Source organism: Bradyrhizobium sp. CCBAU 53338 (assembly GCF_015291665.1).
Classification (GTDB): Bacteria; Pseudomonadota; Alphaproteobacteria; order Rhizobiales; family Xanthobacteraceae; genus Bradyrhizobium.
Genome location: NZ_CP030049.1, coordinates 642,770 through 664,353 on the forward strand (window position 1 = coordinate 642,770; position 21,584 = coordinate 664,353).

Sequence of the window (21,584 nt, forward strand, 5' to 3'; positions counted from 1 at the left end):
CATCAAGGGGGAACTTCAACTGAGCGTCGTTTTCAAGTGTGGCGGCAAGGCAGCGGATCGTTCTTCAGTTCAAGCGCGTAGCCGACGCCGCGCGCGGTTTTGATTCGTAGCGTTGTGCCGGACTTGCTCAAATGTGTGCGCAATCGATAGATCCCGACTTCTAAGGCATTGGTCGAGACTTCATCGTCAAACGCATAGAGGCTTTCCTCTAGCAACGCTCGCGGCACGGTGCGGCCTGCTCGGCTGAGCAGATGTTCGAGAATGCAGACTTCGCGGCGCGCAATTCTGAGTGGCCGACCGTCAACTGAGACTTGCCGGCCAATAGGATCGAAATGTAAGTTCCCGAAGGTGATCACGGGTGCCGTCAATTGCGTCGATCGTCGCAAAATGGCGCGCATTCGAGCAATAAGCTCATCGATAGACACCGGCTTAGGAAGAAAATCGTCGGCGCCACCATTGAATATCGCGATCCTGGTCTCAAGATCGCTCAGGCTGCTCATCATCATGGCAGGCATTGAATATCCTTCACGTCTCAACTGTTTCAACCAGTCCAATCCATTTCCGTCCGGCAGAGCCAACTCGAGCAAGAGAATGTGATAGCTGGCACAACTCAGCGCGGTCTCCGCTTCGTCAAGAGTAGAGATGAGGTCCACGGCAAAACCGCGAACGAACAGGGTTTTCTTGGCGGCTCGCACGAAGGCGGCGTCCTGATCGACCAGTAGGATTCGCATTGTGGTCGCCTATAGTGCGATTGTGTCGAGGCCTGAGCGCATCACTGTCGGCACGGAGCTACGATGATCCCCCCGCCTGGTCGAGCAGCTGCAATTGTCGAGCATTTGACTGAAGAGAAAATCGAACCGCACGAGTAGCTGCGTCCTCCTTGTAAAGAACGGATACGACTTACGAGGCTTCAGGTAGGATCGAAAAATCAATTTTCTTGATAGTGTTCATCCAAGCCGCGAATAGGTTGCAAAGGGAATGCACGTAGCGGCGCGGAGAGTCAGCGCCTAGCTCGCCGCGAGCCGATGAATAAGCGGAAGCAGCAACGCTCTTATGCGTTGGCTTGCCGCGTCGAAAAACAGAACCGCGAGCATCGGGCGTCGCTGTTGACGCGCAGGTTGGGTGCCGGCGCTCGATTGTGCGTCAATGTGTTCCGCTATGGCCCAGGACGTCCCATCGGCTCAACGCTTTGAAGGAGGGGGCCTCGAACGTCTCGTCCTCTTTCCGCTTCGGCCAGATCGAGGAGCCGTAATAATCGTATCGCGGCGCCGGGGATTTCGTACAGCAACGCGTGCAAGTCCAAGCTGATCAGCTTGTACGGTCAAGCCGAAGCGGCACGACGCGCTTGCTGAAGGAACTCAGCTTCTTAGGGCTGACACCCCGAAAGGGATCGACCCCTTCAAAAAGTACCGATGGAATTTGTGGCGAATCTGGCCGGAAAGCGGTTAAGGCCGTCACTCAAGGCCCTGAAGGCGCCGGCGGTGTGACTAGGGAACCCGCAGCGTTAGCTCTTGAGACTGCGGCTAATCGCCAGCGCTTCGCTATCTAACGAGTGGTCTGCTGCTCAGCTCGTGCATCCTTCTGCGGACGGAAGCGGCATTCGGGCCGTCGAGCGGGAAGCACGCGAAAGCGCCCTGAATCGGAGCCGGTGGTGCCCAGTGCCAAAGCTGCTTGCCAGCGAGGCGTCGTGATCGTCTGCTCAGCTTCGATTCTGTTGCGATCCGATCGAACGCTTCGCCTTCCTCAGTTTGAGGTTCATGCGGGGTGAACATTCAACTTCGCCAGGTTAGATACAAACTCACGGTCCCAGCAGTCGGTGTCAAGAACCCGATGGCCATGCGACCCGAAGGTGTGCCCTGCAGCATTCCGTGAGCCGATCCGAATGCGGCGATATCCAGATATGCCGAGCGAAAGTTTCGTCGAGGCATCGAGCCGTTTAGCTTTCGACAATAAGCACGATCGTACTTGTCGACCCGATTTCACACGGCTAGTCAAATTCCAATCATGACACGACTGGCAGGACAAATTGAAAGGATGCGCCCGGCTCTTGCTTCTGGACGATCGACAGGCGGCCTCCGTGAGCTTCTACGATCGAGCGGCAGATCGACAGACCCATTCCAAGGCCGGTAGATTTGGTGGTGAAGAACGGATCTAAGACTCGGATCCTATCACCCTCAGCGATGCCGACGCCGCTATCAGTCACGGAGAGCTGCACGCGGCTCTCATTGTCTCTGGATGACTGAATCATCAGTTCGCGCGCTCTGTCGTCAACAGCTTGCATGGCCTCTACTCCGTTCATCACCAGATTGATGATTACTTGTTGCAGCTGAACCCGGTCACCGAGAATTTTGGGAAGTGATGGTGCTAGCTCAGTTCGCAAGGTCACTTGGTGGTTAATCAGCTCACGCGTTACCAGCGCGATAGAGTCGTTCACAACCTCATTAATGTCTAGCGCTACCATCTCGATATCACCGTTCCTCGCGAGTGTGCGGACCCTGCGAATCACTTCGCTTGCGCGCATAGCGTCATCAATGATCCACTCTACGGATCTGTGCACGGCGGAAATGTCGGGAGCTTCGCGACGTAGCCAGCCAAGGCACGCATCGGCGTTGCTGATTATGGCCGTGAGCGGTTGGTTCACTTCGTGGGCGATAGAGGCTGTTAGTTCCCCCAGCGCCGTCAGGCGCGTCACATGCGCAAGATCCGCCTGTGCCTTTCGCAGTCCTTGTTCAGCCTGATCGGCGCGAACTTTCGCCGTGATATCAGTGGCCACGCCTCGGTAGCCGAGAAAATGGCCGCTTACATCAAATAAGGGCCTGCCGCTGCTCTGGAAGTAGATTGGTGACCTGGTCCTCCCCACGGTACGATAGACCAGATCGCGAAATGGAAGATGGGCATTTAGCGTTATTTCATGCTGCCGCCACTTCTCGGGCTCTTCTTCAACGTCGCTCGCAATCTCCCAGCAACGCAGGCCGATGACCGCTCTTGCCAAGAGGTCCGTAGCGTTGGTGTGCTCCGACAAGGTGTACCGGTGATCCGGCCCGGTCTCCCATAACCAGTCAGAAGCAGTTGCGGCGTAGTCACGAAAGCGCTGCTCGCTCTCGCGTAGCGCAGCAAGAGTGTCTTCCAATTGTTGTTTGGCTGCGTGCTGCTCAGTGACATCCATGTGCGTTCCGACGAGTTCGACAGTTGAGCCATCGCTTGCCAGCACGGCGTGCGCAACAGCATGTATGTGTCGTATCGCGCCGTCGGGAAGACAGATTCGGAAATCGTATTCAAAATTCCCTGTTTTTTGTTCAATGGCCTGACGTTGGATTTCCTGTTGCCGCGGCAAGTCGTCTGGATGAATCCGCGATCGGATGGCCTCAATGGTCACCGGCTCATCCGGGTCAAAGCCAAATAGACGACTGACTTCGGCGGAGCGATAAGCAAAACAGCGACGGTTGCAGTCCCACGACCAGGTGCTCGTGCGACTGAGCTGCTGCGCGTCGACCAGATAGGCCTCGCTACGGCGCAGTTGTTGTTCCGTCTGCTTTGCTGTCGTGACGTCCGTGGCCGCCCCGACAAACTCGATATTCCCGGACGCGGTTCTCGTAGCACGTGCCACCGCGTGAATGTACTTTATCGAGCCGTCGGGCATCAGCAATCGGTATTCGTGCTCGAAATGCTCGCCTCGAAGGGCCCGATTCAAAGTGTCTTGGACAGAAGTCTTGTCTTCTGGGTGAGTGCGGTCAATGACGTGTTGCGCCGTTACTTTGGTCTCTGGATCATACTGGAATATCCGAAAGCTTTCCTTCGACCAAAAGACCTCGCCGGTGGCCACGTTCCAGCCAAAGCTGCCTGTGTGGCTCAATTCTTGCGCCTGAGCCAAATGCGCTTCGCTCCGCTGAAGAGCAAGAACCGTCCGCTTCTGTTCGGTGATATCTTCGCAGGCAATGAGGACGATGGGCTTATCGTCGGCCCACAAGATCGCCTTGGCAGTCTCGCGCACCCACAGCACCGAGCCGTTCCTACGGACTTTCTGGATTTCCCATGTACGCGATTGGCCGATATATGTAAGGCATCGCTCGATGGATTTGCGAACGACCTCGCGATCGTCTTTCAGAAAGACTCTGAACACCGATTGGCCGATCAGTTCCGCGGGCGTATAGCCGAGGTGGATCGCGCCGAAACTATTGACGTTCAGGACGGTTCCGGTTTCATTGACCATGAAGTACATGGCCGGGTTATGCTCAAAGATCTCGCGCCAGAGTTTCTCTCGGTTGCGCAGATCGTCCGCGCTGTGCCTTAGCTCGGCGGCGACCTCACGCGCTGCTTCCTTTTCGTAGCGGAGTTTTGCGATCAGGCGCGTTCCGATGATGGACGCAGTAAGGAAAGCGATAATCACCAAAAGCTCGTGAGGGGCGTCGATCTGGGGATTGAACGTGAGGACGTAAATTAAAGCGCTGACGGCGACTATGGAAAGCGCCAACGATGCGACGAAAGTGCCAATCAGCGAAAACACCAAAATCACGACCAAATAGACAAGCGCTGTGGCTGCGAAAGGGCTATGAAGATACAAGGAAGCTAGCGTCAATGCCGCGAGCGTAATGCTAGCCAAAATAAATTGCGCCGATGAACGTCCAAACGCGATGAGCCAATTAAACATGCTTGTATCCGTCCGGCCCTTCTGGCGGGATGATTAAAATGCAGGAATTTGTTCGAGCCGCCGGACAAGCGCTCCTGAGCGCTTTCTACGTCGGCCGCCGAAATCAGCATAGCCAAAAAAAAAGGCGCATTACAAACCTTCGTATAGTTCTCTTACATGGTAGAAATCGTACGCTCACATAGTAAATCAATGGCGTATCGTGCTTTTAGCGGTCCTCCTCGTTGGCGGCAATGCTACAATCTGGATTGCCGCGGCGAGTGGCAGAGGAGTGCAAAACCAAACGGTGGACGGATGGCCGCGGGGCATTGCTGAGTCTCAGGGATTTTGAGGAGGCCGTGTGTCGTTCCGGAAAGGGCCGGGCGAAAGCCTTTTGAGCGGCTCCTTCTGATGGAGAGGAAGAGGGTGGACGGGCTAGTGTGAGCCAATCGCGAGAGCGTGCCGGCGGTTCGATCCGGATCGCTCTCCTCAGGTTTGTCATGTGCTCGAGCCATCCGATTGTAAGGCTGGTGGCTGTCCTAACGTTCTCGTCCACAGCGCCCCTTCTGCTCTCCGTATAGCTCGCTGTCTACCTGCAAGCCTTGACGCTCGCCGTAATTTTAGGCAGCGCCATGGAGATTAATTCGGTCTTGTCGATCTGCTCAAGGCAAACCGCCTAGATGCCTCCGACCAACTGAAGTCCAATTCCTTTGTTGAATTGGCTCGCTCATTCGGGCCAGAATTTGATTCACGTTTCCTATATCGGCGATACCCCGGAGCTTCTCGGGATTGGTAGCTGCCTTTGGGAAGGTAGCTGGCAACGTTTCTAAGATGTGTACGCGTGCAGACAGCTCGAGTTGCACAGGAGGGGTAGCCGAGCGTTGGACGCCAGCCGCTTGACTTGGCACGTGCCGCTATTGTCCGTCCAACGGTCGGCGCCAAGGGAGCCATAGAATGGTCGGCCGACGGCCTCGCGCAAGGGGGCGCCAGCAAATGGACCGACGCTGTCAAGATGGAGACCTCCTCGACATTATCCGCGAAAGCTGGCGGCTTGGCGATGTCGCGAAGTCGCAGATGCGGCACTGCTTTCTCAACTTGCCTCGATCGGATCGAGGCCTATCAGCCAAGGTACCCACAATAGGTCACTAGCCAGCTCCTCCGCCGGCGGCGCGCCTCGTCGCCATGTCGCAGCCGGGCGGGTTCGTCGTGCAAGGGGCGGAGCCCAAGCGCTGAAGTTCACAAAGGCCGATTTTAATGACGCTGAATGCGCGCAGCAGGCGAGTGGACTGATATGCTGTATTCTCCTTGCAATAGGCGGGAGAAGACGGTTTGGCCAACATTTTTGTGGGCCCGCGCAAGTGCGCTTGGGGCCAGCGCCGTGGCCGTTCGTCTAATCAAGCCGTCAAGGTCCGCTGTGCCCATGTCAAGATGCGCCAGGCTTTAGACTTCCGAACGGAAACGGATAGCATCGGGGCTGGCGACCCTAAGAACAAGCAATCTGGATGCAAATTGGTTAGTCGCCTTCAAGAAACCAGCCGCTAAGGCCGGCTTTCTGTTTGTCACATAGCGCTTTATGTCCGGACCACTTGGGTGTTCGCAAGCGTTGTCGAAATGCATTCAGGTGCATTCGCGAGGCTGGATGTCGTGGACGAGGTGAGCGATGTGGCGCCAAGTGTCCTCAATGTCACGCTTCTGAGCTTGCCGCGTCTAGTGGGGCGTCGTGTCGAGAGGATGCAATTTAGGGATCAAGAGAGCACGACGGCTGACCTCCGTATCGTTACTCGACTTACGGGATCATGAATCGTCTCGCGTCAAGCACGAGCGCGGATGCAGAGGCTAATCTTCAATGCGGAATTAGGTAAGTCCCCTGGCGCTGACATAGAAGATCATCGACCTCGTCGTTTAGTGCGCGTGCTGCCCTTCGCCTTTCGCCGGATTGATAGTGCCGAACGATATTGCAAAGTGTGTGCCGCTCGTAACACTTACATAGTATTCCTCCGTTGAGGGCCGCCTTGTTTGACGGAGGCGAACGCTGCAGGTCCTAGGGGTAATCCTAGGAGAAGCGCTATGACGATTTCGAGGGCGGAGGTGATCACATCGGTCGAGCGGCGGCGCCGGTGGTCGCGGGATGAGAAGGAACGGCTAGTTGCAGCATCGCTCGAGCCCGGAGCCAATGTTTCCGAGGTGGCTCGCACGGCCGGCCTTCATGTGAGCCAGCTGTTCCGGTGGCGCAAAGAGCTTTGTAAGCACGGTGAAGCGAGTATAGCGGCCGTTCGTGCCGGTCGAGAGTCGGCCGTCTGTGCCGCCGCGGGAGGTTGCCGAAGCCCCTTTGGCGACGACATCGGGGCGTCGACGGAAGAGCCAAGGCATCATCGAGATTGATCTTGGTACCGGACCCCGCATCCGGATCGATGGCGAGGTTGATGGAGTGCGCATTCCAGGGATGGTGATGGAGACGCGCTGCGTCGTGTTCTCGATGCTTTGGTGCGCCGATGATTCCGGTTCCGGCGGGTGCGCGAGTGTGGCTGGCGACCGGCCACACGGATATGCGCCGAGGCTTTCCGTCCTTGGCGCGCCAAGTGCAGGAGGTGCTGCGCAAGGACCCGCTCAGCGGTCACCTGTTCGTCTTCCGTGGTCGCCGAAGCGATCTTGTGAAAGGTGATCTGGCACGGTGTGCTGCAGAGCATGAAGGAGGTGAATATCCGAATTTGATGCGTACAGCTTTATGAGAGATGGAGGACGGCCCTCCTGCATCGGTGTTCCAGGCGCAGGTGCAAAACCACGACACTGTGGCTTCGTTTAAAAGGCGCGGTCATCAGCAAGTGTTGCAAAAGTCCCGGGTTTACGGGGCAGGTACGTATCCAGAAGGCGAGCGAAAGCAAATCTTCCGATGACGCGTCGAAAATTACTAAGGCGTCGCCAAAATCAGGGGCGCGTGCCATCCCTGAGATCAATCCGTGAGACGCCTGGATTACTGCGCGGATGGCGACCGGCGTTTAGGGGACGCGATCTGGATACAGGCTCTTGTAGAGAACTGCAGGAACCAGTCGTTGTGATGCCAAGGGAGAAGTTCAAGCGGCGCACACCGCGAAGCAAGCTGCTGCTCGACGACATGCACGCCTGGCTGCTGCGCGAGCGAGAAACCCTCTCGCGCTCTTCCGAGGTCCTGAAGCCTATGAATTACATGCTCAGGCGCTGGGCCGACTTTGCGCGCTTCCTCGACGATGGCAGGATCTGCCTCAGCAACAATGCCGCCGAAAGAGCGCTGCGGCATCGCCTTGGGAAGGCGCAATTGAACCTTCGCCGGCAGCCTGCGCGGCGCCGAACGCGCCGCCATCATGCTGACGATGATCACTACCTGTCGTCTTAACGATGTCGATCCCAAAGCCGGGCTTGCCGACGTCCTCGCCCGGATCGTCGATCTTCCCGCTTCGCGTCTGCACGAACTGCTGCCCTGGGAATGGAAGCTCCCGCGCCAAGCCGACGAACCTACCGATCAGCAAGCTGCCTAACCTTCACGCAGCGCTATCATAGCGCTACCCGGCCCCCGCGCGCATGCGTCAATCAGGCGACCTTCGTCGTCTTTCAATTACCCACGAATGCTTTATTCGATTGCGGTAGCCCTGATCGAAAAATCTTGAATCGGATGAATCGCTTGTGATTCATTGTCGAGCACCTGAATCGCGACGGCGAGGTGCCTTGATGTGTTCAAGTGGAACGACATCTCGTTGGTCGGCCGGCCCGGATGGTCGCCAGGATGATGGTGATGAAAGCGCCGTCGAACACTGGACGGAGCGCGAGATCGACAAGACAGCTTTCAAGGATGCTCGTCTTGGTCAACGATTTGGCGAGCTGTTGAAGCAAATTGGTGACGGTATGGGCGGGAGCATACCGTTCGCGCGTCAGGACTGGGCGAACACGAAGGCGGCCTACCGCTTCTTCGCCAACGAGCGCGTGGAGGAAGCCGACATCCTCAGCGGCCACTTCGCCGCCACACGCGCACGTTACGATGATTGTACAGGCCCAATTCTCCTCATTCAGGACACGACGGAATTCTCCTATCAACGCGCGAACACGAGCGCCATTGGCCTAACCAAGAGCGTCAACAGCGGTCGGAACAAGGACGGTCGTTGGCGCCATCACACGGTCTGCGGAATGCTGATGCATTCCAGTCTCGCTGTGACTGTCGAGGCTTGCCGCTGGGATTGGCGGCGGTGAAGTTCTGGACACGAAAAAAGTTCAAAGGCAGGGCGCAGCTCAAGAAGAAGATCAACCCGACCCGCGTTCCGATCGAGAAGAAGGAGAGCGTTCGCTGGCTCGACAATCTCAGGCAATCGATCGAGCGGCTCCGACAGCCGGAGCGTTGCATTCATATCGGTGACCGTGAAAGCGACATCGACGAATTGTATTGCCTGACGCAAGAGCTTGGCGCTCACTTCCTTGTCCGCGCCTGCGTCGATCGGCTGGCAGGCGATGGCGGTCATACGATTGCAACCGAGATGGAAGAGACCAGCGTCAAAGGCTTGCATTACATCGACGTGCGCAACGACAAGGGCGAGACGACGAAGGCCGCGCTGGAAATCAAGTTCAAGCGGATCGCGGTCTTGCCTCCCATCGGGAAGCAGAAACATTATCCAGCCCTCGACCTTACTATAATCCATGCCACTGAGCGCGGTACGCCAAAGGGCCGTAAACCGATTGAGTGGAAGCTCATCACGGACCTAGCCGTCCGCAGGCGCTCGGAGGCAATCGAGAAGATCAACTGGTACGCCATGCGGTGGAAAATCGAGGCGTTCCACAAGATCCTGAAATCGGGTTGTAAGGCGGAAGACTCAAAACTCCGGACCGCGGAGCGACTTGCCAATCTAATGGCAGTCTTCTGCATTCTCAGCTGGCGCGTCCTCTGGCTCACCATGCTCAATCGCCTCGCCCCAAACGCGTCACCGAAGCTCGCACTGACAGACACCGAGATCGCATTGCTCGATCAACTCATCAGCGGCGCCAGCCATCGACGATGTCGGCCTGGAACCCTTGCATTTTATCTTACCAAACTTGCACGATTAGGGGGCTACTTGGCCCGGGCAGCCGATCCGCCACCGGGAAATGTTGTCATCTGGCGCTGTCTCTCGAGACTCACAGATATCAAACTCGGTGCCGAAATTGCAGCGGCTGGAAATGTGGGTAATTGAAAGCTTCGTCGTATGCGTACCTTACATACGAGATTGTGACGTTAGGTTTGCGTTCGCAACCACTTGCGTACGGTAGTAGCGCATGCTGTTTATCGCAACGGCGACGTTCGCCTGACGTTCGGTGCCCGCCAAAGTCTCCGAGCACGAGACGAGACGGGTACTGCTACGTATGTGAGTCTTGTATTGGAGAAGAGCATATGCGGCTCAATATCACATGTCTAACGAGACTGTCTTCCTTGCTTTTAGTGGCAAGCGTAAGCACGACAGCGAAGGCCGGCGAGCCTTCTGCAAAATATGTAGACGTGCTAAGTGCCCTGCGGGCCGGCAAGGTAGTAACGCTAATACTAGATCTCGATCGTTGCACAACCGTTGATGGCGGTCAGCCCGGACCAGCCATGCAAGGTGGTCTGATTATCAGCGCCTTCAGGGTTAGCGCGCAGAACGGAATCAGCTTCGCCAATGTGCATCAAACCTTGGACGACTCAGGACACCCTGTTACCGAATACATCCGCCACAGCCTTAACCGCGAAGGCAAGCTCAAGGTAAAGGCCTCAAAGTTGGTTGCTGGCGCGGCCGAAGCCGTGATCCAGGGTGAATTTGTCTGCGAGCTGCCAGACGGCGCGAAGTTCCTTTGGTAAGGGCAATAGCCGCCGTCGAGGGGCCGAGCTGCCGTTCGGCATCGGCCACCCGGGGCGTCAGCAAAGAAGCGCAACAGAGATCGTGATCGGCGCGATCTCAAGAGATTTGCTGACCGGAGCAGATGAGAACGTGGTTTGCAGCTCGACTTACCCGTTCGGAGTCGACTGCCGCTGACTGGTCGCAAGCCGGAGACGCGAAGAGCCTCGCCATCACAAAGGCCGAGGTGTGGAGCAGCCAAGAAATGAAAGCTCAATTGCGCTCGAGTTGAGCTCCGCGTTGTTACCATTTGGCTAAGCGTCACCGAGTCAACCTAAGGAAGTTACGGCTGGAATGAAGAACGTTTGGATTATATCGGCGATCGTCCTCGCCCTCGCGCTGGCGGCGACGTCTTTCGTCTACGTCGCAAGACAGCATCTCAACGCCGATGCACTCGGAGCCGGACCATCAAGTCCTTGCGTCGGCGACCCTAATGGATGTGAAGATCTTGCTCCATATCCATTTGGCCAGTATGTTTGCAACAGTTACCCGGGGGCGTGCCGACACTAGGGGGGCCGCTTACGCAGAACGTTGTGGTCAGAACGTCGCGAGTGCCGGGCCAGTGCGCCTTGCACTAGGCGGCGCAAGGCGCCATGCTAAACGTTCGCAGGAGTATATATCCCGAGATGGTAGTCAGGCTCACGACATGGGTGATGGAACTCTCTCGGGGAAAACTGCTGGTCGAAGCCGGCCTCATCGCTCCAAGCGGTAAAGGAATAGATTGATCTCATCGTCATGGCAGGAATTGATTGTAAGACCGCATGTCCGTCTCTGCCGGTGGGGTCGTTCGCCCTACACTGCGTGTCCGAGGTTGCTTAGGTCCGAGCCGAGGCGCCGTGGCGGATTATAGGGAAGCATTTGTTGGAATCGTGTCGCCAAACTGAGAAATGCCGTCGCGATTGCGGAGGCAGGCTGGGAGGGAGGGGTTCGCTTCTTCGGTGAAGTCGATGCTTCGGACGTTAACGTGCGCCGTATTGTATTATAGTGTGGATTCGCCAGCCGGTTTAATCGCATCCACTTCTGTTACGAGGCCGGCCCGACGGGCCATGGCCTTTATCGTCTGATCCAATCGCTCGGCCACGAATGCACGGTGGTGGCGCCATCCACCCTGATCGCCGCGCGACAGAGAGAGCTCGGATCGTCGCCGAGAGTCTGTTGCCCGGTGCTCAGGTGTCCGAGGTGGCGCGCAAGCACGGAGCGACGCGCTGGCAGATCTACGATTGGCGAGGGGGTTGCGACAGCGAGACATGTTGCCGCCGTGCGAAGCGTCGCAGCCGACATTCGCGCCGCTGGTCGTGGAAGGTGCGTTGGAGGAGCGTCAGGTTCCGGCGATCAAGCTTGAGATCGCGATCGGCGATGTCGTGCTGCGGACGGATATGGCCATTGATGCCGAGCAGCTGTCCCGGGTAATCCGTGCGGTGCGAGCGTCACGATGATCGCGGCTGGTGCGGATTTGCAACGCGGCCGATCGACTTCCGCGGCGGCCATGATGGGCTTGCGACGGAGGTGCAGGAGATGCTTCGTCTCGACCCGTTCCTCGGCGCGGCCTTCGTGTTCCGATCGAACCGAGGCCAACGATTGCGGACGGCGTGATGCGGATGTCGCGGGCGATGTTCGCGGCCTTTTTCGAGGGGCTGGATTGGAGGTTAGTCCGTCCGGAAGAAGCACGGCGCCCGCAGGCGGCGGGACAACTGCGGCAGAATGACTCGAAAGCTACTTTGAACGTAGCAGGCGCGGCCGCGATATGCTCGAAATAGCGCATGAGCATCGCGGCGCTGCGCGACGATCCGCGCGATCGAGGCGTACTTATTGTCGATGCTCGTGCCGCCAGGCGAAGGTCGATCTGGATGCGCTGGCCGGAGGGGAGCGTGGCCGTGTCGTGTTTTAGCGCGGCGCAAAGCAGCGACGCGAACACAGTCGGGATCAATACCGCCCTGCCGCAAGGACGATTCGGAATGGACACTCTGATTGACATGAGCACTGGTGGTCATCAAAGCGAATGTCGTGATCTGGGCCGACCTATGGCGTTCATGAAAGCGGGGGATAGTCCAAGCAAAGCGCCCAGAACTTGCTGGGCTTGACTTGACGTTCCAAGTTCGCTCGTTCTAATTTTGTTCTCCTGGGGTCCGATTCTGCCGGTCCGTCCCTTTTCAATGACAACAGCAGCGCCACGATCCGGCCAGGAACCATGCACGAGATCATCTGTCCCCACTGTGACAAGGCCTTCAAGGTTGATGAAGCCGGTTACGCGGACATCCTGAAGCAAGTCCGTGACGCGGATTTCGCTCAGCAGCTCCACGAACGGTTGGAGCTGGCCGAGCGTGACAAGCAGAGCGCCGTTGAATTGGCCAAGGCCCAGGTAAGCAGCGATCTGCAGAAGACCACGGCTGCTAAGGACGCTGAAATCCAGGAATTAAAGTCCAAGCTTGAGGGGAGCGGCGTTGCCCAGAAGCTCGCGGTTGCTGAAGCGCTCAGCGCCGTCGAAAAGGAGCGGGATAGACTCGCGAACGCGCTAGCTGAGTCCGAGCGCGAAAAGAAGGCGGCCTCGGAGCTTGCTGACGCGCTCCTGGCGAGCGAGCAGCACAAGATTGCTACTGCCAAGGAAAGGGAGATCCAGGATCTGAAGGCGAAGGTTCAGGCAGTTGAGCTTGAGAAGAAGCTCGCCGTGACTGAAGCGGTAGGTGCCCTCGAAAAAGAGCGTGATGAGCTGAAAAGCGGCATCAGTCGAGTACAGCTCGAAAAGCAGCTCTCCGAGCAATCGTTGAAGGATAAGTACGAAACCCAGATCAAAGATCGCGACGACGCCATCGAGCGTCTCAAGGATATGAAGGCCCGCCTCTCGACCAAGATGGTGGGCGAGACCCTCGAGCAACACTGCGAGACTGAGTTTAACCGGGTCCGGTCGATGGCTTTTCCGCGCGCTTATTTCGAGAAGGACAACGACGCGCGGACCGGCAGCAAGGGCGATTACATTTTCCGCGACTCGGACGAGGCAGGCACTGAAATCATTTCGATCATGTTCGAGATGAAGAACGAGAGCGATAAGACCGCGACGAAAAGCAAAAACGAAGACTTTCTCAAAGAACTTGACCGGGATCGCATCGAGAAGGGCTGCGAGTACGCTATCTTGGTCTCATTGCTTGAACCGGACAACGAGCTTTACAATGCCGGCATCGTCGACGTCTTCCACCGCTACCCAAAAATGTATGTCATCCGGCCGCAGTTCTTCCTGCCTATGATTACGCTCCTAAGGAACGCGGCAGTCAATTCGCTGAAGTACAAAACCGAGCTTGCGCTCGTGAAAGCGCAGAATGTCGATATAACCCAGTTTGAGAACCAGCTCGAATCGTTCAAAACCGCATTCTCAAAGAACTATGATCTTGCTTCCCGGCACTTTCAGACGGCTCTTACGGAGATCGACAAGTCGATCGATCATCTGCAGAAGACGAAGGATGCCTTGATCGGTGCGGATCGCAACCTGCGTCTTGCCAATGACAAGGCACAGGACGTGACGATTAAGAAGCTAACTCGGGGCAATCCGACAATGGCTGCGAAATTTGCGGAGCTTAAGAGCGCGCCTGCCGAAGCCGCGGAGTGAGGCGGTCGAAGTATTGAGTCTGCGCGTAAAATCGTGTTTTCGAATTCACGATGTCACGGCCTGACTGAAGAAGGCGGGCCGTTAGCCGAAGATATGACCAAAAACAAGGCGACGATTGCCGCAATGGCGGCCGGCGGCGCGGTCGCAATCACATTGTCCTTAACTTGTCGTCCGTTAAGAAGCCGATTGTAGCGATGAGCGGTCGCTGGCGGCCGCGATGAAGGTGGTCAGGATCAGGCACCAAAGAGCCCTCAGCCAGGCGAGGACCCGGCGGAAGTTGTGACCGACGGCGGAGAGGATGACGTTAGCCGCATCGCCGGGGCGGCCTTTGAGGTAGCATCGGCCGAGGTGACCATCGGTCTTCAGGTGTCCGATGATGGGCTCGATGGCGGAGCGGCGGCGCAACTCGCGCTTGATGACACCGAAGACGCCGCGCTTCTGGCCGGAAATGAAGACGCGACGAGGATTTTGCGCGTCATGGCCGCGGTATCCCTTGTCGACATAGGCCCGCTCGATCGCACAGCCGGTGAGTGTCTCGGTGCGGTCGATGACGTCCCGCAAGGTGTGACCGTCGTACGGGTTATCGGGTAGCGCCCTGGCGTGCAGCACGAACAGGCCGCCTGGAGCACGGCGGTTGTTGGTGACGATGGAGGCTTTGACACCGAACTCGTAGGGTGCGGCGGCCTTGCCCTTGCCGATGCACTCGACCTCTGGAGCATGGAAGGAATACAGCTTCCAGCCGCGCTGGCGCTGCTGCTGCGAGCGGATCTGCGAGGCCCTGCCGAGCGGCAGGGCGAAGGCGTTCTCGAGCACGGCCTGACCTTCGATCTTGCGGCGGATATCGCGGATGATCCGGCCCAACCGGCTGCGCAGGATGCGCAACTGCCGCTGATGCCGCTTGAATTGCTTGGCGTGGGCGTAGCGTCCCGCCATCATCGCCGCGGTCTTGGCAATGCGAAGATAGGACTGCCGCAGCTTGACCCCGTGCTTCCTCGCCAGGCGGTTGAGCCCCTTGATTGCCGCGTGCAGCAGCTTGGCATCGGTCGGGAAGGTGATGGCCTTTGGCTGCACCGTGGTGTCGACTGTGACCCGCTTGAGGTCCTGGCTGCGTAACGCGCCGGCCTCGTGCGCCACCCGCAGGCTCTCGGCCAACAGCAGCTCCAGCTTGTCGCCGAGCCGCTTGCGCCAGTGGCTCAGGTCCGAGCGCTCGTGCGGGAAGGCGTGCTGGAAGAACTCTTCGCCGGTGAAGTACTGGAAATACGGGTCGTGGACCCAGCGCTCGCACACCCCCTCATCGGACAGGCCGTAAATGTGCTTGAGCAGCAAGAGCCCGATCATGAAGCGGGTCGCGATGCCCGGCCGACCGTTCTCGCTGTAGAGCGGCGCGATCTCGCCGTCGATCCAGTCCCAGTCGACCTTGCCGGCGAGCTGAACCAGCTCGTGCTTCATGTTGATGATCTGGTCCAGCCTGGCCCGGAACAGATCGCCCGATCCCGTCGCTTTGGGCTTCTTCGGTCGCATCGCCACCTCCGATGCGAGGACGGAATCATGACTGGCGATTCGATGGAATCCTCAAAACGAAATTGCAGGGTTCCGATGCCCGAAGCATCAAAACCCTGCAATCCCAAAACAGGCAACAACGAATAATGCGATCCCAGCTCAGTCGTTTAGCCGCTCTTCACGGACGACTAACTTTTGCGACGAACTGCGCGAGTAGCGGCTTGAGGTGCGTACCCTGGGCGCCCGCAACAACCGACCTACTTGAGCCCTGAGCAGAACCGCTGAATGCGTGCACAGGCATCAAGGAGAACCTCGGTCGAGGTCGCATAAGACAATCGGAAATTCGGCCCCTGGCCGAACGCGGCGCCATGCACGACCGCGGCGCCTTCCTCCTCGAGGAGTGCCGCGGCAAAATCCTCGTCGTTCCGGAGGAACTTACCGGAGCGGGTGCTCCTTCCGATCGCGTCTGCACAGGACGGGTAGACGTAGAAGGCCCCGTCGGGAACCGGGCATTTGAGATGATCCGCCTCGTTCAACAACGACACGACGAGATCGCGCCTCTCCTTGAAGACAGAACGACTCTTGGCAATGTAATCCTGCGGGCCGTTTAGCGCTTCGACAGCCGCCCATTGCGCGATCGAGCAGGCACCCGACGTCTGCTGGCTCTGCAGCTTTTCGAGCTCCTTGATCAGCCTCTCGGGCCCACCCGCGTAACCGATGCGCCAACCGGTCATCGCGTAGGATTTCGAGACGCCATTGACCGTGAGGACTCGGTCGCGGAGAGCCGGCTCGACCTGCGCCATGGTGGTAAAGACAAAATTGCCGTAGGTGAGATGTTCATAGATGTCGTCCGACAGCGTCCATACGTGCGGATGCCGGACCAGCACCTCGGAAAGAGCCTTCAATTCATCGCCGCTGTAGGCGGCACCGGTCGGGTTCGACGGCGAGTTCAGAATCAGCCATTTCGTGCGCGGTGTAATGGCCGCCTCGAGCGCCGCCGCGGTCACCTTGAAACCGTCAGACAGACAAGTTGGCACAAAACTGGCCTGCCGCCAGCAAACAGGACGAGATCCGGATAGCTGACCCAATACGGCGCGGGAATGATGACCTCGTCGCCCTTGTTGAGCGTCGCAAGGAGCGCGTTGAAGATCACGTTTTTGCCACCCGTCCCGACGATGGTTTCGCTCGGCTTGTAGTCGATCCCGTTCTCCCGTTTGAACTTCGCGGCAACTGCCTCCCGCAGCGCCGGCACGCCGGGCGTACCTGGGTACTTGGTCTCGCCCCTATCGATCGCCGCCTTGGCGGCCTCCTTGATGTTGTCCGGCGTATCGAAGTCGGGCTCCCCGACGGAGAGGAAGACGACATCACAGCCGGATTTCTTCAGTTCGCGCGCCTTGCGCGTGACGAAGATAGTGGCGGAGGGTTGAATGCGCTCGAGCGCGTCGGACACGAATGACATCTTGCTTTCCTGGAAAAATCCTTTGATTAGGGCGCTGACGATAGAATCAGCGCCTCTCTTTCGCGTAGCGTTCCTTGGTCGCATCGTTCGGTGGATATAGACCGTCGAGCAATGCTCCCGCCTTCACCTGATCGTAGACCCACTCCTCGAAGCGATCTTTCTCGAAGGCTTCGACCGCAACGGCTTCTGCGATCGCGGCCGGCACGACGACGGCACCGTCGTCGTCCGCAACCACGATGTCGCCGGGAAATATCGTAACGCCGCCGCACGCCACCGCGACCTGCGTGTCGGCACAGAAGAACTCGGACGGCGAGGGCGGCGCGGTGGTGCCGTCCGCCCAGATCGGCCAATTGAGTTTCTTCATGCCGACGAGGTCGCGTATCGCTCCGTCGGTGACAAGACCTGCGATGCCTCGCGTCTGCATCCGAGCGCAGATGATGTCGCCGAACACGCCGGCCGACCGCAGCCCCATCGCATCCACGACCACCACGGCGCCGGCGGGAATCTTCTCCATGACCGTGCGCGGCGACGTGGGGCCGGCTACGGCCATGGTCGTCGTGATATCTTCGCGCGCCGGCACAAAACGCATCGTGTAGGCCGGCCCCGCGATGCGCTTCTGCCCTTCCACCAGCGCCCGCGGTCCGCGCAGCGAGACACGGGCGAAGCCCTTCTGCCGAAGGACAGTCGAGACGGTCGCGACGGCCGTCTTTTCGAGGGTTAGCAGGGCCTCAGTCGAAATATTCGTCATCGCCGCTCTCTTTCGATCATGAAGCTTCGCGGTCGCGGTGGCCGTAAAGACGAGCGGCCGCTTCCTGCGACAGACGTCCTTCGAAGACGTCCCTCTCGATCAACGCCGCCGGTCGTTCCTTCGGGTTGCCGAGACCACCACCGCCGGGCGTATGGATCACCAGCCGGTCGCCCGCCTCGATCGTCTGAAGCCCCTTGCCGGCGATCGGCCGTCCGGACGCGAGGCCGACATAGCCCGCCCCGCCGTTCTCGCCGCCCAGGCGTCCTCGCGCCGGATTCTTGACGCGCTCGAAGGCGGCGCTGAGCCGGAACGCGGTGCCGTCGGCGTTCTCGACCTCGATGATTTGGCCGAGACCACCGCGCGTGCGCCCCGGACCGCCGCTGTCTATGCGGAGCTCCTTGCGCCAGAACACGAAGGGGATCTGCGTTTCCGCGATCTCGATTGGCATGCACTGGATGCCCGTTGGGAACGCTGTCGCCGACAAGCCGTCCTTTGTGAAGCGGGCTCCCATACCGCCGCTGGTGGTAACCGTCAACGAGTAGTTGCGCCCCTTGCGCTCTCCGACTGTGAAGGTCCCGCGCAGTGCGATATTCCACATGCACGAACTGCCCTCGGCGGGGATGCGCTCCGGCAGGATTTGCAAGAGGCAGCCAAACACCAGATCCGGCAGCATCTGGCCGATCACGTGCCGCGCTCCGACGGGCGAGGGCTTCCTGGCGTTGACGATGCAACCCTCCGGCGCGAGGACCTTCAACAGGGACAGAGATCCGGCATTGTTGGGAATGTCGTCAGCGATGGCGCAACTGATGGCGAAGGACGTGTAGGCGGTCGCGTAAGTCAAGGGAACGTTGATGCCCTTAATCACCGCGGGGGCGCTGCCGGCAAAGTCGACAACGATGCCGTCCTCGTTAATCGTCAGTGCGGCCCGGAGCGTCAGCGGCTCGTTGTAGCCGTCGACGATCATCTCGTTTCTCCAAGTTCCCTTCGGAAGCGACACGATCTCCTTAAGCACCGCTTGGCGGGAGCGCTCGAGAATGAAGTCGGCGAGCTCCGAAAGATCATCGAGGCGAAACTCTGTCATTGTCTCTTGAAGCCGCCTGACGCCGACATCGTTGCACGCCGCGAGCGAGTAGGTATCCCCGATGGTGTCGACCGGAAGCCGCGTGTTAGCTTCGATCACCGCCATGAGCGTCTCGTTGACCGTGCCGGCGTCGATTAGCTTGATCAACGGAATGTAGAGACCTTCCGCAAATACGTCCGGAGCTTCAGTCCCCGCGCCCAGCCCGCCAATGTCCATGAGATGGCTGGTGCAGGCGAACAGAGCGACACACTTGTCTTTGTGGAAGCAAGGCGTGACAACGACGAAGTCGTTGAGGTGGCCGGTTCCGAGCCACGGGTCGTTGGTGATATAGGCGTCGCCCGGCTTCATCGTTGTGGTCGGAAAGCGACCCAGAAAGTGTTTCACGGACTCTGCCATCGTGTTCACGTGGCCCGGCGTGCCGGTCACGGCCTGCGCCAACATCCGGCCGTAAAGGTCGAATACGCCGACCGAGACGTCGCCGCAGGCGCGGACTAGTGGACTGAAGGCGGTGCGGATCAGAATCTGCGCCTGCTCCTCAACGAGGGCCAGCAGACGATTCCAGAGGACTTGATGGTGGATCGCGGAATTTAGATTTCGGGTTTCGACCGCCTGTTCCGAGGCGGCGATCCGCTGCATGACGATGCTGCCGTCCCCGTCGATGGAGGCGGAGAAGCGTGATGTGATGAAGGTCGTGGTCTCGTCCTCCACGATGAGTGCCGGGCCGCGGATGGTCAATCCATTTGCCATCTGCGAACGATTGTAGGCGGGGACAACGATGGACTTCGAGGCCGTGCCATCAAAGACCTCGCGCACGCCTGCATCCGATGGCTCGCCGATGTTCCAAATGAGAGCTGTCGGTTCGACGGATTTGCGCGTCGTCGAGACAGTCACCGACCAGCTCAGGACCTCGATGGCAGCGCCCGGAATGAACCGGGTGAAGAGGCGTCCGTAGAGATCCTCAAACCATTCGCGCAGCACGGTGCCCGTCAGAGGCTTGGACCGGTCCGGCAGGACAACCGAGATTTCATGACCCTGGCCCACGTAGCGCATGTGCGCCACGCAACGCTCGACGAGCTCTGCGCCCTCGGTCTTCACCAGGGCGATGGTGTCGGCCGCCAAGGCGTCGAGAAAAGCGCCGATCTCGGCTGGATCGACGGAAGCGAGATTGACGTGCTTGCTCCGGATCAGTTCAAAGGAGATCGGCGCCTCTAGGAATCCGACCGCCGAGCCGACGCCCGCGTTGCGCGGCACGACCACCTTGCGGATGCCGACCTTCTCGGCAACCCAAGCGGCGTGCAGTGGGGCCGCACCGCCGAATGCGATCATCGTATAGTCGGCGATGGGCTCGCCGCGTTCGGCTGCGTGCACGCGGACCGCGCTCGCCATGCTTTCGCACACGGTCTCGGTGATGGCGAAGGCCGCCGTTTTGCTCGAAAGGCCGAGCTTCTTGCCAACGGCGGCGTCGAGCGCACGGGAGGCTGCCTGCGGATCGAGTTGAACTCGTCCGCCCGCGAACGCGCCGGGATCCAAGAGCCCTAGCGCGAGGTCGGCGTCGGTCACTGTCGCCCCGGACCCACCACCCGGGTAACAGGCCGGCCCCGGCTGCGAGCCCGCGCTCTGCGGACCGACGGTGACCCTGCGGAGCCGGTCGACGCCTGCGATGGATCCGCCGCCCGCTCCGATCTCGACGAGCTCGACGGCTGGGATCCGCAGCGGCAGCCCGCTGCCCTTCATAAAGCGGTGCGTCCGGTCGACCTCGAACGAGTTGGCGGTGACCGGCTCGCCGTCCTGAATTAGGCAGACCTTTGCGGTCGTACCGCCCATATCGAAAGAGACGACCCGCTTGTCCCCAAGCCTGCGGGCGCGCTGTGCGGCGTAGATCGCTCCGCCCGCGGGGCCGGACTCGACCAGCCGGATCGGATAGCGTTTGGCGGTCTCGATGGAAGTCAGACCGCCTCCGGACGTCACTAGGAAAAGCCGACCGGTGAAGCCCGCTGCCGTGAGCGCCGCCTCCATCCTTTCAAGATAGCCGTTGATGAGCGGCTTCACGTAGGCGTTGGCGGCCGCTGTTGACGTGCGTTCGTACTCCCGGATTTCCGGGCAGACGTCGGACGACATTGTGATCGACAGGTCGGGCATCTGCCCGGCGAGGAAGCGCGCGGCCTTCCGTTCATGCTCCGAATTCGCATATGAATGCAGGAAAGCGATCGCCACGCTCTCGACAAGGCTTTTCCTGAGTTTGTTGACGATTTCGGCGAGCTCCGCGAGATCCAGTTCGAGCTTGACGTCGCCCTTTGCGTCGATGCGCTCGGCCACGGTGTAGCGGCGCTCTCTGGGTATCAGCGGCAGAGGCTTGGTTAGTTGCAGATCGTACTGGTCGTAACGCCCCTCACTGCCGACTTCCAACACGTCGCGGAAGCCAGCGGTCGCGATTAGTGCCGTCTTCGCGCCTTTACGTTCGAGCACCGCGTTCGTCGCAAGCGTCGTGCCATGGATGAAGACGTCGACTTTCGAGAAGTCGAGGTTGACCGTCGCGAGAAGCTGCTTCGCGCCGTTCATCAACCCGACCTCGGGCTGCGCAACCGTAGTGAGGACCTTGCGGGTGACCCTGCCGAAGGGGCCATCGAGCACCACGTCGGTGAACGTGCCGCCGATGTCAATGGCAAGGCGGGTTTCGATCTTCTTGGTCAAGGAATGTCTCCGACAGATC

The 21,584-nt window shown here is 59.2% G+C and carries 13 protein-coding genes and 4 pseudogenes; 11 read left to right on the plus strand and 6 right to left on the minus strand.

Features of this window, described 5'->3' with window-relative positions; all coding sequences use genetic code 11:
- Positions 1-32: 32 nt before the first annotated feature.
- Together XH90_RS37205 and XH90_RS37210 are read right to left on the minus strand one after the other, a co-directional pair.
- Positions 33-731: a response regulator transcription factor gene (locus XH90_RS37205; RefSeq protein ID WP_128929709.1), complete on the minus strand. Its 699-nt coding sequence runs from the start codon at positions 729-731 to the stop codon at positions 33-35.
- 1,271 nt (positions 732-2,002) lie between these two features.
- On the minus strand, positions 2,003-4,648 hold the full coding sequence (locus XH90_RS37210; RefSeq protein WP_128929708.1) for a PAS domain-containing protein: 2,646 nt from the start codon (positions 4,646-4,648) through the stop codon (positions 2,003-2,005).
- 2,043 nt (positions 4,649-6,691) lie between these two features.
- Here XH90_RS37210 and XH90_RS40045 point away from each other — a divergent pair.
- The 11 genes and pseudogenes from XH90_RS40045 (at position 6,692) to XH90_RS37255 (ending at position 14,086) form a co-directional block, all read left to right on the plus strand.
- Positions 6,692-7,006, plus strand: a complete 315-nt coding sequence (locus XH90_RS40045; RefSeq protein ID WP_128929707.1) for a transposase — start codon at positions 6,692-6,694, stop codon at positions 7,004-7,006.
- A 110-nt stretch (positions 7,007-7,116) separates the two neighbouring features.
- Positions 7,117-7,281, plus strand: a pseudogene (gene tnpB / locus XH90_RS37220) (IS66 family insertion sequence element accessory protein TnpB); the annotation flags it as partial.
- A 428-nt stretch (positions 7,282-7,709) separates the two neighbouring features.
- A pseudogene (locus tag XH90_RS37225) lies at positions 7,710-8,136 on the plus strand (transposase); the annotation flags it as partial.
- A 190-nt stretch (positions 8,137-8,326) separates the two neighbouring features.
- Complete coding sequence (locus XH90_RS40050) at positions 8,327-8,842, plus strand: transposase DNA-binding-containing protein (protein ID WP_232995591.1); 516 nt, start codon at positions 8,327-8,329, stop codon at positions 8,840-8,842.
- Complete coding sequence (locus tag XH90_RS37230) at positions 8,839-9,813, plus strand: IS4 family transposase (RefSeq protein ID WP_232995590.1); 975 nt, start codon at positions 8,839-8,841, stop codon at positions 9,811-9,813. The genes XH90_RS40050 and XH90_RS37230 overlap by 4 nt, the downstream gene beginning before the upstream one ends.
- A gap of 197 nt (positions 9,814-10,010) precedes the next feature.
- Positions 10,011-10,451, plus strand: coding sequence for a VirK family protein (locus XH90_RS37235; protein ID WP_128929705.1), 441 nt, complete (start codon positions 10,011-10,013; stop codon positions 10,449-10,451).
- Between the two features lie 1,120 nt (positions 10,452-11,571).
- Positions 11,572-11,670, plus strand: a pseudogene (locus tag XH90_RS39485) (hypothetical protein); the annotation flags it as partial.
- Positions 11,671-11,735: 65 nt separating this feature from the next.
- The gene (locus tag XH90_RS39490; protein WP_232995589.1) at positions 11,736-11,924 is read left to right on the plus strand and encodes a hypothetical protein; all 189 of its coding nucleotides are present in this window, start codon (positions 11,736-11,738) and stop codon (positions 11,922-11,924) included.
- Positions 11,925-11,994: 70 nt separating this feature from the next.
- Positions 11,995-12,081: a hypothetical protein gene (locus tag XH90_RS40055; RefSeq protein WP_371746381.1), complete on the plus strand. Its 87-nt coding sequence runs from the start codon at positions 11,995-11,997 to the stop codon at positions 12,079-12,081.
- Between the two features lie 167 nt (positions 12,082-12,248).
- Complete coding sequence (locus tag XH90_RS37250) at positions 12,249-12,569, plus strand: hypothetical protein (RefSeq protein ID WP_128929703.1); 321 nt, start codon at positions 12,249-12,251, stop codon at positions 12,567-12,569.
- A gap of 107 nt (positions 12,570-12,676) precedes the next feature.
- Entirely contained in the window at positions 12,677-14,086 is a 1,410-nt protein-coding gene (locus XH90_RS37255) for a DUF2130 domain-containing protein (RefSeq protein WP_128929702.1), read from the plus strand.
- Positions 14,087-14,260: 174 nt separating this feature from the next.
- Here XH90_RS37255 and XH90_RS37260 read toward each other — a convergent pair whose 3' ends face one another.
- The 4 genes and pseudogenes from XH90_RS37260 to XH90_RS37275 all read right to left on the minus strand — a co-directional run bounded on the left by XH90_RS37260 (position 14,261) and on the right by XH90_RS37275 (position 21,565).
- On the minus strand, positions 14,261-15,607 hold the full coding sequence (locus XH90_RS37260; protein WP_128929701.1) for an IS5 family transposase: 1,347 nt from the start codon (positions 15,605-15,607) through the stop codon (positions 14,261-14,263).
- 236 nt (positions 15,608-15,843) lie between these two features.
- A pseudogene (locus tag XH90_RS37265) lies at positions 15,844-17,045 on the minus strand (pyridoxal phosphate-dependent aminotransferase).
- Positions 17,046-17,091: 46 nt separating this feature from the next.
- Positions 17,092-17,793 carry a ribonuclease activity regulator RraA gene (locus XH90_RS37270; RefSeq protein WP_128929700.1) on the minus strand — a complete coding sequence of 234 codons (702 nt, stop codon included), beginning with the start codon at positions 17,791-17,793 and terminating at the stop codon, positions 17,092-17,094.
- A gap of 16 nt (positions 17,794-17,809) precedes the next feature.
- Positions 17,810-21,565, minus strand: a complete 3,756-nt coding sequence (locus XH90_RS37275) for a hydantoinase B/oxoprolinase family protein (protein ID WP_128958244.1) — start codon at positions 21,563-21,565, stop codon at positions 17,810-17,812.
- Positions 21,566-21,584 lie beyond the last annotated feature (19 nt).

What these genes read in the sequence shown, in the direction of transcription:
- XH90_RS37205 (WP_128929709.1), bottom strand. Translation starts at nt 731, where the DNA reads ATGCGAATCCTACTGGTCGATCAGGACGCCGCCTTCGTGCGAGCCGCC.
- XH90_RS37210 (WP_128929708.1), bottom strand. Translation starts at nt 4,648, where the DNA reads ATGTTTAATTGGCTCATCGCGTTTGGACGTTCATCGGCGCAATTTATT.
- XH90_RS40045 (WP_128929707.1), top strand. Translation starts at nt 6,692, where the DNA reads ATGACGATTTCGAGGGCGGAGGTGATCACATCGGTCGAGCGGCGGCGC.
- XH90_RS40050 (WP_232995591.1), top strand. Translation starts at nt 8,327, where the DNA reads ATGTGTTCAAGTGGAACGACATCTCGTTGGTCGGCCGGCCCGGATGGT.
- XH90_RS37235 (WP_128929705.1), top strand. Translation starts at nt 10,011, where the DNA reads ATGCGGCTCAATATCACATGTCTAACGAGACTGTCTTCCTTGCTTTTA.
- XH90_RS39490 (WP_232995589.1), top strand. Translation starts at nt 11,736, where the DNA reads ATGTTGCCGCCGTGCGAAGCGTCGCAGCCGACATTCGCGCCGCTGGTC.
- XH90_RS37250 (WP_128929703.1), top strand. Translation starts at nt 12,249, where the DNA reads ATGAGCATCGCGGCGCTGCGCGACGATCCGCGCGATCGAGGCGTACTT.
- XH90_RS37255 (WP_128929702.1), top strand. Translation starts at nt 12,677, where the DNA reads ATGCACGAGATCATCTGTCCCCACTGTGACAAGGCCTTCAAGGTTGAT.
- XH90_RS37260 (WP_128929701.1), bottom strand. Translation starts at nt 15,607, where the DNA reads ATGCGACCGAAGAAGCCCAAAGCGACGGGATCGGGCGATCTGTTCCGG.
- XH90_RS37270 (WP_128929700.1), bottom strand. Translation starts at nt 17,793, where the DNA reads ATGACGAATATTTCGACTGAGGCCCTGCTAACCCTCGAAAAGACGGCC.